The 12,524-nt window shown below is 47.9% G+C and carries 14 protein-coding genes; 7 read left to right on the plus strand and 7 right to left on the minus strand.

The features are described 5' to 3' along the window. Positions 1-157 precede the first annotated feature (157 nt). Genes Q369_RS0107335 through Q369_RS0107345 form a run of 3 tightly spaced genes read left to right on the plus strand, consistent with a single transcriptional unit; the run spans position 158 to position 2,586 of the window. Positions 158-1,795: an alpha-amylase family glycosyl hydrolase gene (locus tag Q369_RS0107335; RefSeq protein WP_051663957.1), complete on the plus strand. Its 1,638-nt coding sequence runs from the start codon at positions 158-160 to the stop codon at positions 1,793-1,795. A 25-nt stretch (positions 1,796-1,820) separates the two neighbouring features. Further along, positions 1,821-2,303: a CinA family protein gene (locus tag Q369_RS0107340; protein WP_031527156.1), complete on the plus strand. Its 483-nt coding sequence runs from the start codon at positions 1,821-1,823 to the stop codon at positions 2,301-2,303. Positions 2,304-2,337: 34 nt separating this feature from the next. After that, positions 2,338-2,586 carry a hypothetical protein gene (locus Q369_RS0107345; RefSeq protein WP_031527157.1) on the plus strand — a complete coding sequence of 83 codons (249 nt, stop codon included), beginning with the start codon at positions 2,338-2,340 and terminating at the stop codon, positions 2,584-2,586. A 100-nt stretch (positions 2,587-2,686) separates the two neighbouring features. Here the strand turns inward: Q369_RS0107345 and Q369_RS0107350 are convergent, their stop codons facing one another. From Q369_RS0107350 to Q369_RS0107365, 4 genes are all read right to left on the minus strand, one after another. Then, positions 2,687-3,151, minus strand: a complete 465-nt coding sequence (locus Q369_RS0107350) for a ferritin-like domain-containing protein (RefSeq protein WP_031527158.1) — start codon at positions 3,149-3,151, stop codon at positions 2,687-2,689. A gap of 149 nt (positions 3,152-3,300) precedes the next feature. Continuing rightward, a complete protein-coding gene (locus tag Q369_RS0107355) occupies positions 3,301-3,879 on the minus strand; it encodes a Crp/Fnr family transcriptional regulator (RefSeq protein WP_031527159.1) in 579 nt (192 codons plus the stop codon). Positions 3,880-3,987: 108 nt separating this feature from the next. Beyond that, positions 3,988-4,611: an alpha/beta hydrolase gene (locus Q369_RS0107360; protein WP_031527160.1), complete on the minus strand. Its 624-nt coding sequence runs from the start codon at positions 4,609-4,611 to the stop codon at positions 3,988-3,990. Between the two features lies 1 nt (position 4,612). After that, positions 4,613-5,551, minus strand: coding sequence for a ring-cleaving dioxygenase (locus Q369_RS0107365; RefSeq protein WP_031527161.1), 939 nt, complete (start codon positions 5,549-5,551; stop codon positions 4,613-4,615). Between the two features lie 368 nt (positions 5,552-5,919). Between Q369_RS0107365 and Q369_RS0107375 the strand changes: the two genes are divergently transcribed. Together Q369_RS0107375 and Q369_RS0107380 are read left to right on the plus strand one after the other, a co-directional pair. Beyond that, positions 5,920-7,908: a T9SS type A sorting domain-containing protein gene (locus tag Q369_RS0107375; RefSeq protein ID WP_031527162.1), complete on the plus strand. Its 1,989-nt coding sequence runs from the start codon at positions 5,920-5,922 to the stop codon at positions 7,906-7,908. Between the two features lie 108 nt (positions 7,909-8,016). Continuing rightward, on the plus strand, positions 8,017-8,943 hold the full coding sequence (locus tag Q369_RS0107380; protein WP_051663958.1) for a S1C family serine protease: 927 nt from the start codon (positions 8,017-8,019) through the stop codon (positions 8,941-8,943). Here the strand turns inward: Q369_RS0107380 and Q369_RS0107385 are convergent. Then, complete coding sequence (locus Q369_RS0107385) at positions 8,940-9,263, minus strand: helix-turn-helix domain-containing protein (RefSeq protein WP_035333119.1); 324 nt, start codon at positions 9,261-9,263, stop codon at positions 8,940-8,942. The genes Q369_RS0107380 and Q369_RS0107385 overlap by 4 nt on opposite strands. 11 nt (positions 9,264-9,274) lie before the next feature. After that, a complete protein-coding gene (locus Q369_RS0107390; RefSeq protein ID WP_051663959.1) occupies positions 9,275-9,826 on the minus strand; it encodes a hypothetical protein in 552 nt (183 codons plus the stop codon). Positions 9,827-10,090: 264 nt separating this feature from the next. On the opposite strand from Q369_RS0107390, the gene ytxJ reads away from it, so the two are divergent. Next, positions 10,091-10,423 (plus strand): bacillithiol system redox-active protein YtxJ, encoded by a 333-nt coding sequence (ytxJ, locus tag Q369_RS0107395; RefSeq protein WP_031527166.1) that lies wholly within the window; start codon positions 10,091-10,093, stop codon positions 10,421-10,423. A 118-nt stretch (positions 10,424-10,541) separates the two neighbouring features. After that, positions 10,542-10,748, plus strand: coding sequence for a hypothetical protein (locus Q369_RS27545; protein ID WP_035333122.1), 207 nt, complete (start codon positions 10,542-10,544; stop codon positions 10,746-10,748). 103 nt (positions 10,749-10,851) lie between these two features. Here Q369_RS27545 and Q369_RS0107405 read toward each other — a convergent pair whose 3' ends face one another. Further along, positions 10,852-12,462 carry an aminotransferase class V-fold PLP-dependent enzyme gene (locus Q369_RS0107405; protein ID WP_031527167.1) on the minus strand — a complete coding sequence of 537 codons (1,611 nt, stop codon included), beginning with the start codon at positions 12,460-12,462 and terminating at the stop codon, positions 10,852-10,854. Positions 12,463-12,524 lie beyond the last annotated feature (62 nt).

A 12,524-nucleotide genomic window follows, 5' to 3' on the forward strand; every position in this document is an offset into this window, starting at 1 on the left:
AGGTAAAATCAGAATGCCTTAAAATTATGCCACCAAGATTGCTGCGAATATGTGTAACCGTCATGCACATACTTTCCCAAAAGTAGCGTCCGAATGAGACAGGCGCGATTTTTGAGTGCTCGCGAGAAATCGACTTAATTGATAAACACCACTACCTATGATCACGGAGCAAACAAGAACCGAGACACTAAATCAAACCAAATACCTGTGGTGGCAGCACGGGGTTGTTTACCAAATTTACCCGCGCTCTTTTCAGGATTCCAATGGAGACGGTGTCGGTGACCTGAGAGGAATCACGAGCAGGCTTGACTACCTGCAATGGCTCGGCGTCGACTGTGTTTGGCTATCGCCTATATATCCTTCGCCAATGGCGGATTTCGGCTATGATATCTCCGATTACCGCGGTATTCATCCGCTTTTTGGTACAATGGAGGATTTTGACGAGCTGCTGCACGAAACACACAGCCGCGGCATGAAACTGTTGCTTGACCTGGTACCAAACCATACTTCTGACCAGCATCCCTGGTTTCTCGAAAGCCGCTCTTCCCGCGACAACCCGAAACGCGACTGGTATATCTGGCGCGATGGAGGCGAAAACGGCGCGCTGCCCAACAACTGGCTGAGCGTTTTCGGAGGCCACGCGTGGGAATGGGACGAACATACCGGGCAATATTACTACCACGCATTTCTCAAAGAGCAGCCCGATTTGAACTGGCGGAATCCGGAAGTTCAGCAGGCCATGCTGGATGTAATGCGTTTCTGGCTGGACAAGGGAGTCGATGGTTTCCGTGTGGATGTGATGTGGCACATGATCAAAGATGAACAGCTGCGCGACAATCCGCCGTCGCCTGATTCCATTTACAATGCAGATGATCTGATTTATGACCATTATATTCCGGTCTATTCAACGGACCAGCCCGAGATACACGATATCGTGAGAATGATGCGTGAGCTTACTGACCAGTATGACGAGCGCGTTCTGATCGGTGAAATATATCTGCCGATCCAGAAACTGGTAACCTATTATGGTTTGAACAACAAAGGCGCACATTTACCTTTCAACTTCCAGCTCCTGACGTTGCCCTGGGACGCAGCGAGAATTGCTGCGGCGATTGACGAGTACGAAGGCGCGTTACCTGTTGAGGGTTGGCCAAACTGGGTATTGAGTAATCATGATAAACCACGGATTTCCAGCCGCGTCGGCCGGTCGCAGGCGAAGATTGCTGCACTAATGCTGCTGACGCTGCGAGGCACACCTACTATTTATTACGGTGATGAAATCGGAATGCGGGATGTGGCGATACCGATCAACGAGATTGTAGACCCGCAGGGATTGAATATGCCCGACCTTAATATCAGTCGCGATCCGTCCCGCACTCCAATGCAATGGAGCAGCGAGATCAACAGCGGATTTTCACAAAATAAACCCTGGCTGCGGCTGCCTTACAATTCAGGAAGGGTGAATGTGGAAACACAGAAGAACAATCCTTATTCAATGCTCGCCTTTTACAGGAAACTGATTGCGTTGCGCAAAGAATCGGCTGCATTGAATATTGGCGCTTACAGTCCGGTGTACTCCGATCAGCAGCTGATCTCCTATACACGCGAATTCGGTGACGAAAAATTCCTCATTATTCTGAACCTCAGTCACCGCCCCTGCTACTTCAAACCTCGCAACAACACAACGTACCGGGGAACCGTCGTACTCGGAACCGAAAATGAGCGCACTGGAATGCAGGTGGAAGATATCATCACATTAGCCGGCGATGAAGGTTTACTGATCAGGCTTTCTTAATCTTTGAAACATATCTTACAAAAACATGCCTTCACAAATAGTTATTGAATGTGGCAAAGCATTGGCAGCTCAAAAGCTGTCAGTAGCTTTTGCCGAAAGTGCAACCGCCGGAAGACTGGCCGCAGAGTTCTCCTTGTGTGAAGAGTCCGGGACCATTTTGAAAGGTGGACTGGTGTGCTACGACGCGCTTCTAAAACAAACGATTCTGCACGTACCAGCAGACATGATCCGCAAGTTTACTCCCGAAAGCGCGGAGGTGACCCAGGAACTGGCAAATCGCCTGCAATCATTTATTCCGGCCGATATACACATTGGGGTAACCGGACTTACCACTTCGGGCGGCAGCGAAACGGAAGAAAAACCCGTAGGTACCATGTTTGTCCATGCCTATTTCAAGGGGAAGTCGGTGGCAGCCCGGGAGGTTTTCAAGGGAGAGCCCGAAGAGATTGTGCTTCAATGCATTGACATGGTAGCGCAACTGATTTTACAGGAGATACCACGTACATAACCGGGCCGGGAGGCCGCTAACCTGCATAAAGGATATGAAGATTGGTGATAAGTTGTTGAAACAGCTAAGCAAGAAGTACACACCGGCCACGATGATCAATCAAAGGTTTGGCCGGTACGATATTGCATTCAAAACTGACGACGAAGGAAATCCTGTGATGCTGTTCATCGGAACGCTCGACGAAGAAGGCCGCATAAAAGGTGACCGGTTCTCGCGTGTATTGGTGAAAGATCAGTCAGGTAAGCTGATTAAAGATCACTGGGACAATAAGGGGAAAGTCTGAATTGGTAATACTTGCTACTCAGGCAAAACCATTTTGTATATCAATAAGAAAGCCGGCAAACGCCGGCTTTCTCTTCCTTATTTGTTGATGAAGTATAATATTAGTGAAGCACTTTCTCTGCGTCACGCAATCTTTTGATTGTATCGTGGCCGCTTTTCAAAGTTGCTTTTTGTCTTGTTACAAGTGAGTGTAGTTCTGGTGTCAATGCATCTGACTTCAATGCTGCCTCGTAAGCTTTCTGCGCTGCATCTTCGCCAAATTCTGAGTTTTCAAGCGCTGTCTGTCTGTCTTTGCTGCTGAACACTGCTTTCACATCCATCCACGCCCGATATATTTTACCTGAAATCATCGTGCCAGTAGCTGGCTCACCGCCCAATGAAGTCACTTCTGTTCTAAGTTCTTCAACATGCTGTCTGCTATGCTCAGCCAGATTGCTGAATAGCGATTTTAGGTCTGAGTCAGTAGCATTTGTTTCGTCTGATGCCTTCTTATATCCTTCAATACGATCGTTGTTGATCAGAATCAAATCATTCAGTACTTCTACAATTTCTGAATTTTGTGCCATGACAATTTTCATATTTGGTTATGCATTACAAATGCGAAACAATCATTCCATAGCTCTAAAGCAGCTAAAAAGCTTGTTTGCCCAGGTACTTTGTAGAGGTTTTTGCGCCGTATATAATCAAAATGTAACATTAATTTACCTGGGCATATCTATTGGGCACTCAGCTTCCGGCGGACTTTACTCAGGAACTCGGGCGAAAAGCCCAGGTAAGATGCGATATAATGCTGGGCAACACGTTGGGGAATGGTTGGATAACGGTTGAGAAAATCGAGGTACTTCTCGACGGCGCTGGTAGAAATGGTCCTGAAAAGCCGCTCCTGGGTCTGTGCTAGGTTACGCTGCACCATCAGTCTGAACATCCGCTCAAAGCCCGGTACGCTCGCCAGCAGTTTTTCTTTGTTTTCAGGCGTCAAAAGCAGCACTTCACAATCTTCAAGCGTCTCAATATACATGTGGCTGGGCGTCTGGTTCTGGAAGCTTGTGATATCGCTCACCCACCAGTCTTCAATTGCAAATTGCAGCGTCACCTCCGCGCCCGTACTATCAATATAGTAAGTCCGTATGCAGCCTTTCAGAATAAATGCCTCAAACTGACAAACTTCACCTTCCAGCAATAGAAATGTTTTCTTCGGAAATTTCTTGTGTTGAAGGAGTGAGTCAAACAGTTCAAGTTCCAGGGGCGAGAACTGCATGCACCGCAATGCATATTGGTTAATTTGTTCAAACATATTACTTGTGATCCATTTGCCGGCAAGATATGATTTTACACCCTTTAAACACGGAAAAACCCGGTCTTCGAAGCAAAACCGGGTTTTCTGATAGACAAAACTGCTTACTCACGATAAAACATGTGCGTTGGCAAGCTTAAATTCACCTGGCAAAATCGTATGCGGCCTGCCGGGATAAATCATGAAAGTAACAAATGCATTGAGCCTTTCCAGCACAGCGATACTCTCCTTTACCCTCGAAACCGGAACATGCGGGTCGGGATCGCCAGTGGATATAAAGACCGGGGTACCAGCGAAATCGCCTTGATAGTTGCCTACTGCCAGCTCCTCTCCTACCAGTCCGCCAGTCAGCGCAATGACGCCGCCATACCTTTTTGCATTCCGCGACACGTATTCCAGACTGAGACAAGCACCCTGGGAAAAGCCGGCAAAGTAAATGTGCTCAGGACCGATCCCGCTACTTTCAATTTGAGCCACAACCTGGGCGATCGTTTCCAAAGCAGAATCAAGCGCCGGCTGATTTTGCGAGACAGGTGCCATAAAACTGTATGGATACCAGCTGCTATTGGTCGCCTGCGGCGCAAAGATCGCCATCTCGTCCAGGTTCAAATGCCGCCTGAGCGTGATGATGTTCTCGGCTGAGCCGCCCCGCCCGTGCAGCATAACAATCGCCTTTTTGGCTTGTGCGACGGGTAGCCCGTCTGTCACAACTTCCATTTGATGCGTGTACATATCAATTCAGTTTTGGAAGAACAGCTTCGATTTTTGCTCTTCTTGGTTCGTACTGAGGTGGAAGCATTAAGCCTGAACCTAGTTCCTCCACTGTTTCGTCCGTGGCAAAGCCGGGATTATCACTTGCAATCTCGAACAATACGCCACCCGGCTCACGGAAGTAAAGCGAATAGAAGTAATTTCTGTCGATCTTATCCGTGATCTGGTGACCTGCTTCCATTACTTTTTTACGGAATTCCATTAGGATATCATCGTTTGCAACTCTGAATGCAACGTGGTGAACGGATCCACCGGCCACGTGTCCCGCTCTTTCACCGGGTACTTCCACCAGGTCAACAAGCGCCGCATTCTCTACTGCATCTGTGATGAATCTGAAACGGTTCACACTTTGTTCCAGCAAACGGTACCCGAAAATATCAGTCAGGATTTTGGCTGTTTCTTCAATTTTATTGCTTGTAATCGTGATATGGTGAAAACCGCGTGTTGCATGCTCGGCAGTAACCTCATTGGTTTCCCAAGGCTTTCTCAGGTCTGCTTTTGCAGGCACCGTCAATTCGAATTTCAAACCATCGGGATCAAGAAATGTAAGATACTGCTCGCCAAACTTCTCCGATACCTTATTATAAGTCACTCCATTTGCCTCAAATCTTTTTAACCAAAAATCTAAACTGCCCTCGGGAACAGCATATCCGATTTCCGTTACCTGCCGCGTACCTCTCCTTCCAGCAGGAATTTGACTCCCCCAGGGAAAGAATGTCAGGATTGTTCCCGGCGTACCATTCTCGTCACCATAGTAGAAGTGATAGGTATTAGGGTCATCGAAATTGACGGTTTTTTTAACCATTCTCAAACCGAGTATACGGGTGTAGAAATCGTAATTCTTTTTGGCATCACTTGCAATGGCTGTAATGTGATGTATCCCGCTGATCGTATTTTCCATTTCGCTTTGTTGTTTAAATCCGTTTTTTATTTTGATGATACAAAGCTACGGCATCGACGAGGCCCAAAACATTGAACTAGGACAAGAAAACAGGAGATATTTAGAGACAGAATCACGAACTATTTATAAAGCAATGAATAAGCTTATAACCGTTCTTTCTGCCGTTTCACCCGGCAGATAATTAGAGTTGCTCCTGCTGATTTCTCCATTCCAACTTTGATATATTCGTCACAGTTCGCTTTCAATCCAGGTCAAATTACGCGTGCCTTCATGCAACCTAAGGCAGTGGGGCGAGCTATGCCTTTTGCGTGAATTGCGGTGTTGATTTTGTTCGGATCTCATTCAATACGCTACTAAATCATTCGTGTATGAAGAAAATTTTACAACTGATTGCATCAATTATCATCCTACATTCTGCTCAACCAAGCCTTGCGCAGGTTGTAGTAAGTTTCCCTGCTGAACGTGCTGTCTTCCAAAGAAACAATGCAGATGAGGCCAGCGTATATATCGGAGGGTACCTCACGAAATCTTACCAGCAGATCGAAGCCCGTTTTGTTCCCTGGATTGCTGGCGAAGGGGAAGCCGCTCCTGCCGGCGGCGGCTGGACAATAATTGATAACACCATAGAAGCCGGTCACTTCTACGGCTCGATGAATGTAAAAGGCGGCTGGTACAGGCTTGAAGTGCGCGCTGTGAAAGCAGGCAGCGAGCCGGTAGTAACAACGGTGCAGCACGTCGGTGTCGGCGAAGTGTTCGTAGTTGCAGGACAATCCAATGCTACCGGCGGCGATTCCAATCCAAACGGGCCGGGTGCAGCACACGATCAGGTCAACAGTGTCGATTATCAAAATTTAAATGCGGGCAGCATTACTCCTTATCCTTCGCTGGAACTGCCTTGTCCAGAGTTTGTACAACTGGGCGCGAATGTAAAAACGGCTCCGTTCGGCAACTACGCGTGGTGCTGGGGATCATTTGGTGACAAGATTTATGAGAAGTTCAGGGTTCCTGTCATGATCTTCAATGCGGGCTGGTCAAGTACAGGCGTAGAAAACTGGAAACAATCCATTGACCCGAACACCTCGCCAGTCAGCGCTTTTGGCTACACCTTTCCAGCCGGAATGCCATTTGGTCACCTGCGCATCGCGCTGAACTACTATATTGCCCAACTGGGCGTCCGCGCCGTGCTCTGGCACCAGGGCGAAACCGACAATTACCTCGAACAGCCCGGCGACAACACTTACAGCCGCTACATTTCGAACCTGTGGGAAGTAATCAGCGCCAGCCGCTCGCTGACTGGCAAAAGCAATCTTGCCTGGATCGTTGCACGCGCTTCCAGGTTTACCGTGGGCGGTACCAGCCGGGTTTCTGCCAATGTAATCAATGCACAAAATGAGCTCGTCAATAATGATGGAACTTACCCGCACGTGTATCCAGGGCCGGAAACGGATCCTTATTACGACACAAACTATCGCAGCGACGAGATTCATTTCAGGGGCGATGGCGTGACAATGTCGCCTGACGGACAAGTGTATTCCGGACTGATCCACCTGGCGGGCTTCTGGTCGGACAAGATAACCCCGGAATTTCTTGCACAGTCAGAACCCTGTACTGCGACGCCCCCGCCTGCTGTATCCGCGGCTTATAACTCAGGAAGCTCTCAAATTACATTCACCGGACCTGCTACCCAGGCTGGCTCGCAGTACCAGTGGTTTGGCAGTAATTGCAATCAAATCGAAAATACCTCACAGCAATGGACAGTAGGCCCAGGAGTTTACCGCCTGAAAATTGTGGACGCCAATCGAAATACAATCCTGTCGCCGCAGCTTTCCGTAACCGGGTTCTTACTTCCCGTAACGTGGAAAAGTTTTACTGCGAAATCGAACAACAATGGCCGGGTAATGGTTGAATGGGCCACCTCAGCCGAGGTCCGAGCGTCGCATTTTGAAGTAGAGCGCAGCACGAACGCCACTTCTTTTGAAATCATCAAATCAGTTGCCGCCGCTGGTAACACACACCATTCGACAACGTATCAGTTCGAAGATGAATTCCTGCTGCCTGGCACCTACTATTATAGAATAAAACAGGTAGACGACAATGGTGATTTTGAACATACCCGCATAATTCCTGTTCAAATCGACGGCTCAGAAACGGTGAGTGCATTTCCCAATCCTGTGATGGACCAACTGAATATCCGGTCGCAGCTTGCCTTGGAGAATGTGGAGCTGATCAATGCAGCTGGCAGGTCAGTTTTCAAATCTGCAACAACCAGCAAAAGCATGGAAGTGGATATGAGGAAGATGCCCGGCGGTATTTATACCATTGTTGTTGGCACCAAAAGCATCAGGATTGTGAGATAAGCTTTCGCGCCCTTTTGGCGGATTGTTAAACAGCAATCCGTCACATTGGCACATTTCATCTGCTGGCCGTTTTTTTGACCATGATGAAAAAAGCTAAACTCAGCAGTTATGGATACGTTTTCAACTATGATAATCAGCGCGGTGGATCAGATCAAGAACGCCGTCGTCAAGATAGATACCTTCAAAACAAACAATGGTAAGCTCCGGCCTGCTGGCTCGGGTTCCGGCTTCATATTTTCCTCCGACGGTTTTATTTTCACAAACAGCCACGTGGTCGAAGGCGCGGAGAAGATCATGGTAAGTCTTTTGAATGAAAATGAAATTGAGGCAACGCTTGTCGGAAAAGACCCGGATACAGATCTGGCTATTTTGAAAATCTACACGGAGGGGTACTCGGTAGCCAAACTGGGTGACGCCAGTCAGTTGCAGATCGGGCAATTTGTGATCGCGATCGGAAATCCTTATGGATATCAGCATACTGTTACAACGGGCGTTGTAAGTGCATTGGGACGGACTTTACAGACGCAATCTGGCCGAATGGTTGATAATGTGATCCAATCCGACGCTGCATTGAACCCTGGAAACTCGGGTGGGCCGATGATCAACACGGATGGCGAAGTAGTAGGCGTAAATACAGCCGTGATCCAGGGCGCTCAGGGTCTGAGTTTTTCTGTTGACATTAATACAGCCAAGGAGATTGCGCGCCAGCTGATCCGCGACGGAAAGGTGTTTAAGGCTTATCTGGGTTTGCAGTTGCAGGATGTACCTGTGAATGAGAAAATCAGGCAGCATTACAAGCTTCCGAACAAGAGCGGCATTTTTGTCACCCACATCGAAGAAAACACCCCCGCATCGCGCTCTCAGCTGTTGGAAGGTGACATTATCGTTTCTTTCAATGATAGACCGGTGAGTAATTCCAATGAACTGTTCAGGGAGCTTACGCGCCGGGAAATACTGAATGTGACGAACATTTCTGTATTACGCCACACAGAATTGCTCCATTTCATCATCGTACCGACCGAGAAGAAAGCTTAGCCCGCCTGCACTGTATCTTGAAAAGGTAGCTCGATTAATTTAATCCCGAGGATCTTTTCAAGCTTACAGATGGTGTCAAGCGTCATATTTTCAGACCCGCGAACGAGCTTGTTCACGTACTGCGGCGAGCATTGCATTTCCTTTGCAAGATCCTTCTGACTCATTTTGCGTTCTCTCAGCCTCCGCAAAATGGCCAGGCTGATCTTAAACGACACATCCATCCAAGCCGCATTTTCTGCTCTGAAACGCGCCTCATCCTGCCATTCAAGATCGACTACCGCCCGCTTGATGACCTTCTCTTTCACCTTTTGAATACTCATAGTTCTGATATTTAAAACAGTTCGAAAATTCCAAATTCGTCACTCTCGTCAGTCCGCAAATAATTCACTACTGCGTCCAGTTTACGAAGCTCCTTCAACAAATGCGCGCGCTCATTCATAGTCCTTGTCAGTTTAATAGCGCCGCCCGTAATGATGAAAAAATTCACATCTACTCTCACAGCATAAATCCGCAGCCAACTCTGCCTCTGATCACCACTTGCTTTACTTTTTTCAAAAGTATCGAGGCGCTGAGTACCATTATGTAATGGCCGGAACAACGTTGAGAGCCCCTCGTACTTGCTTCTCATTCCCCTCTCCGCTATCGTTAGCAAACGCTTTTCAAGCCTTGCTGCCTCGTGCCTCGTTCTTAATACAGCATCTTCCACAGTAACACCTCGCCAAAATTCCTCTAAATCCCGCTTATGAGTTTCGAAAAACTCTTCCAGATACAAAGCGTCATTCCATTCCGCAAATAACCTTGCAAACTCGTGACGTGCCTCGGAACCAAACCGAACCGTGTAAAGGCTATACGGAACCACCACAAAGATACTACTAATCTTCATAAATCAACCTATAAGTTTATTTTGTTTTAATATTTTCTATTCCTCCATTTAGACGACAGTTCGGGAGATTGGTAACGCGCTGAAAAGAAATAGGAGAAGACCGGCTATGCGACAAGCTTACATTCTGCCGGAAGCATTTGTCATTGACTGATATAGCAGCCTGCAAATGGCACTTATGCGCTTTTTTTGACTGGCTCGGGAATGAAAAGCACGCTTTGTTGTGTTGAAGTTGCAAGTCACCAACAACAACGTTACCGATCAGTTATGAATTGGATTGCAATCAATAGTGAAGAAGAAGTTCAGAAAATACACCAGTCAGGCGAATATTCCATTATTTACAAGCATAGCCCAAGATGCATGACAAGCCTGATGGCGTATCGCCAGCTGAAAATGGACGTTAACGCTGCCCCTGAGATCTCCACTCCTATTTACATTGTGGATGTAATCAGCAACCGGAGAGAGTCAATGGCTATTGCTGAAAGCTTCCAAGTGCAGCACCAGTCGCCGCAGATCCTCGTTGTGAAGAACGGGGAATGCATTTATGATGCCTCTCATGAAGCAGTATCCCTGCGGGATACACTCGCACATATAAATTAAGAAACTGGAAGTGAGGATTTAAGAAACTCACTTCCAATTTTTTGAAAATTACAGATGGATTATTTCCATTTAAATGGATTAATTCCATAACTTTGGAGCGTTATTTACGTCAACGAACATGGAAAAGCTGCATTATACGATTGTATCGGAGGAGATGGTCTGGCTGTGGTATTACGACCAGCTGGGCAGTAAGCACATCAAGGAGTTGCTTGCAAGGGACGCAATGGATTTTGTAAAAAACATGAAAGCAGCCACGCAGCCCGACAGCGTTGCAGCAGAACCCACTCCTGATTTTCCGCAAACAGGTTTATTGGCAATCAGGTAACAGCCGGGTTAACATCTGGCGACTCACACGTATTTCCTAACACTTCATCTATAACAAACTCAAAAGAGCAGCCCTCGGGCTGCTCTTCTTGTATGCAATGAAATCAGGTAGCCAGCGGTGGGCCCGAAGGAATAAAAACCTTTTCCCGTTTGTATTTGAATTTATACTTTTTGGCTGTGAATTTAGCTGTCATATACTCGCCCATGTAAATGGAACCCGTCATCACATCGTCCTTCACAGTACCAGAGAACAGAAACGTGATCGCGTCGGCAGGCTGCCTGTCTGTACTGCGCATTCTGAACTCATTTCCCTCGACAGTTCCTTGCAGCTCACGGACGCTGAACTCCCCTTTATGCGACCCATTCAGCCAGTTTCCGTCCTGTTCAATGATCAGCGAATGCTTGCTTTTGCTGGAAAAGAACTCGATATCTGCGTCCCAGTGACCTTTGAGCGAAACGGAAGCTGCTGCCATTTCGGTCTTTTGTGCGGTTCTTTTTTGAGATAAAACCTCCACGAGCCGGTCTGCTACTACTTTTTCGTCGCCGGGCTGCATTTGTCCCGTTGTAATAGTCACGAATGTTTCATCATTTTTGGTGCCGCCGCCCAATGCGATCCTCGGCTTGCTACGACCGAAAAGCTCCGCTACTTCTTCTCCCGTGATCTTCAACTTCGCAGCATCCCAGGTTACCCGCAAAACCGGTGTTCTGTTTGAAAGGTCTTTGGGCTCTATCACGGTGGTTTTCACGGAATCCACCGTTGTAACTTTTTTAGAAATGCTGTCGAGCCACGACAACCATCTTTTCCATTCACCAGCATGGTCCCTTTTAGTCCAGGCTTCCACTGCGGCGATCATACCCATTGTTTCCTCGCGCCCTACTTTATTATCCCTTCCCGGACCATGATGCGGTGCGCTTGCCTGCCAGGCCGACATCAGCAGGTCTTTCCGTCCTAACACAAGCCCCGCGCACTGGGGACCGCACAAAGCTTTTCCACCACTGTAAACCACCACATCAGCACCCAACTTCAAATGTACGTTCGGGATTGTAAGATCCTCGGCTGCTGCGTCAATCAGAATGGGAATGTTTTTGGTTTTAGCGATCTTGGAAATAGCTTCCAGGGAAACAGGCCCGCTCATTGATTCCGGACACGCCATTAAATAAATCATCGCTGTCCTGGGATTAATCGCATTCGAAAGCTCCTCGATCGTATCAATGGTTACCAGCTGCACGCCCACATTCCGCAATGCATGATCATAAACGTTCCGTGAGTACCTCGGTACGATCACTTCCGTTTTTTCAAAACCGGATAAATCGGGTATCCTGACCAGCTTCTCCGGGTTGCCACCGGTCACGCAGGCAACAGTAACGTGTTTCAGCCCCGCAGCACAGCCAGAGGATACCAGGCCCCATTCAGCGCCAGTCAACTCTGAAAGGCGTTTTCCCGCGGCAAATGCAAGTTCATCGTATTGTACGAAAACCTGCGCAGCTGCATCCATTGCCGCCCGCACTTCCGGCCGCTCGACGGAGCCGCCGATAATGGTAAATGTACCCCGGCAATTGATAATCGGCTCCACACCGATCGCCTGGTAAATCTGCTTGCCCGCTGCCGCGTCGTTCATTGCAACGGTTGCAGGGTCTTCCTGGCGGGAAGGCAGCATCACGCCGCCAGCGAGTGGCAGCATCGACAAATCTTTGAGAGCATCTCTTCTTTTCATTACTTTCCGGTGGGTGTTTAGGAAATATCTAGCGATTTTATTCTGCGAATGAGAAAATCAAC

Origin of the sequence: Dyadobacter crusticola DSM 16708 (assembly GCF_000701505.1) — a bacterium.
Classification (GTDB): domain Bacteria; phylum Bacteroidota; class Bacteroidia; order Cytophagales; family Spirosomataceae; genus Dyadobacter; species Dyadobacter crusticola.

Excerpts from the sequence above, each read along its gene's own strand:
- Q369_RS0107335 (WP_051663957.1), top strand. The coding sequence starts at position 158 with ATGATCACGGAGCAAACAAGAACCGAGACACTAAATCAAACCAAATAC.
- Q369_RS0107340 (WP_031527156.1), top strand. The coding sequence starts at position 1,821 with ATGCCTTCACAAATAGTTATTGAATGTGGCAAAGCATTGGCAGCTCAA.
- Q369_RS0107345 (WP_031527157.1), top strand. The coding sequence starts at position 2,338 with ATGAAGATTGGTGATAAGTTGTTGAAACAGCTAAGCAAGAAGTACACA.
- Q369_RS0107350 (WP_031527158.1), bottom strand. The coding sequence starts at position 3,151 with ATGGCACAAAATTCAGAAATTGTAGAAGTACTGAATGATTTGATTCTG.
- Q369_RS0107355 (WP_031527159.1), bottom strand. The coding sequence starts at position 3,879 with ATGTTTGAACAAATTAACCAATATGCATTGCGGTGCATGCAGTTCTCG.
- Q369_RS0107360 (WP_031527160.1), bottom strand. The coding sequence starts at position 4,611 with ATGTACACGCATCAAATGGAAGTTGTGACAGACGGGCTACCCGTCGCA.
- Q369_RS0107365 (WP_031527161.1), bottom strand. The coding sequence starts at position 5,551 with ATGGAAAATACGATCAGCGGGATACATCACATTACAGCCATTGCAAGT.
- Q369_RS0107375 (WP_031527162.1), top strand. The coding sequence starts at position 5,920 with ATGAAGAAAATTTTACAACTGATTGCATCAATTATCATCCTACATTCT.
- Q369_RS0107380 (WP_051663958.1), top strand. The coding sequence starts at position 8,017 with ATGGATACGTTTTCAACTATGATAATCAGCGCGGTGGATCAGATCAAG.
- Q369_RS0107385 (WP_035333119.1), bottom strand. The coding sequence starts at position 9,263 with ATGAGTATTCAAAAGGTGAAAGAGAAGGTCATCAAGCGGGCGGTAGTC.
- Q369_RS0107390 (WP_051663959.1), bottom strand. The coding sequence starts at position 9,826 with ATGAAGATTAGTAGTATCTTTGTGGTGGTTCCGTATAGCCTTTACACG.
- ytxJ (WP_031527166.1), top strand. The coding sequence starts at position 10,091 with ATGAATTGGATTGCAATCAATAGTGAAGAAGAAGTTCAGAAAATACAC.
- Q369_RS27545 (WP_035333122.1), top strand. The coding sequence starts at position 10,542 with ATGGAAAAGCTGCATTATACGATTGTATCGGAGGAGATGGTCTGGCTG.
- Q369_RS0107405 (WP_031527167.1), bottom strand. The coding sequence starts at position 12,462 with ATGAAAAGAAGAGATGCTCTCAAAGATTTGTCGATGCTGCCACTCGCT.